The sequence below is a fragment of the Streptomyces sp. NBRC 110611 genome, assembly GCF_001590865.1.
Taxonomy (GTDB): Bacteria; Actinomycetota; Actinomycetes; order Streptomycetales; family Streptomycetaceae; genus Streptomyces.
The window spans coordinates 1-608 of the sequence record NZ_BBUY01000006.1 but is presented as its reverse complement, the minus strand read 5'-3'; the positions used below and the strand labels follow the sequence as shown (position 1 = coordinate 608).

Here is a 608-nt window from a genome sequence, read left to right as displayed (position 1 = left end):
TGCCACCGCGGCGCTGAACCGCATCATCCGGCGCAAGCCCGCCGGCGGTGTGCGGGAGGTGCACGCGGTCAAGGGTGTGTCCTTCACCGCTCACCGCGGCGAGTCCATCGGGCTGATCGGCTCCAACGGCTCGGGCAAGTCGACGCTGCTCAAGGCCGTCGCCGGGCTGCTCCCCGCCGAGCGGGGCCGGGTCTACACCCACGGCCAGCCGTCCCTGCTCGGCGTCAACGCCGCCCTGATGAACGACCTGACCGGCGAGAAGAACGTCGTTCTCGGCGGCCTGGCGATGGGCATGTCCCGCGAGCAGATCCGCGAGCGCTACGACGGCATCGTCGACTTCTCCGGCATCAACGAGAAGGGCGACTTCATCTCCCTGCCGATGCGGACGTACTCCTCCGGCATGGCGGCCCGGCTGCGGTTCTCCATCGCCGCGGCCAAGGACCACGACGTGCTGATGATCGACGAGGCCCTGGCCACCGGCGACCGCGCGTTCCAGAAACGCTCCGAGGCCCGGATCCGCGAACTGCGCAAGGAGGCCGGCACGGTCTTCCTGGTCAGCCACAACAACAAGTCCATCCGCGACACCTGCGACCGCGTCCTGTGGCTGG

The 608-nt window shown here is 69.4% G+C and carries 1 protein-coding gene; it reads left to right on the top strand.

Annotated elements, in window-relative coordinates; translation table 11 throughout:
- Positions 1-608, top strand: a 608-nt coding sequence (locus AZE13_RS15675) for an ABC transporter ATP-binding protein (RefSeq protein WP_066931488.1), incomplete at both ends; no start/stop codon positions are given.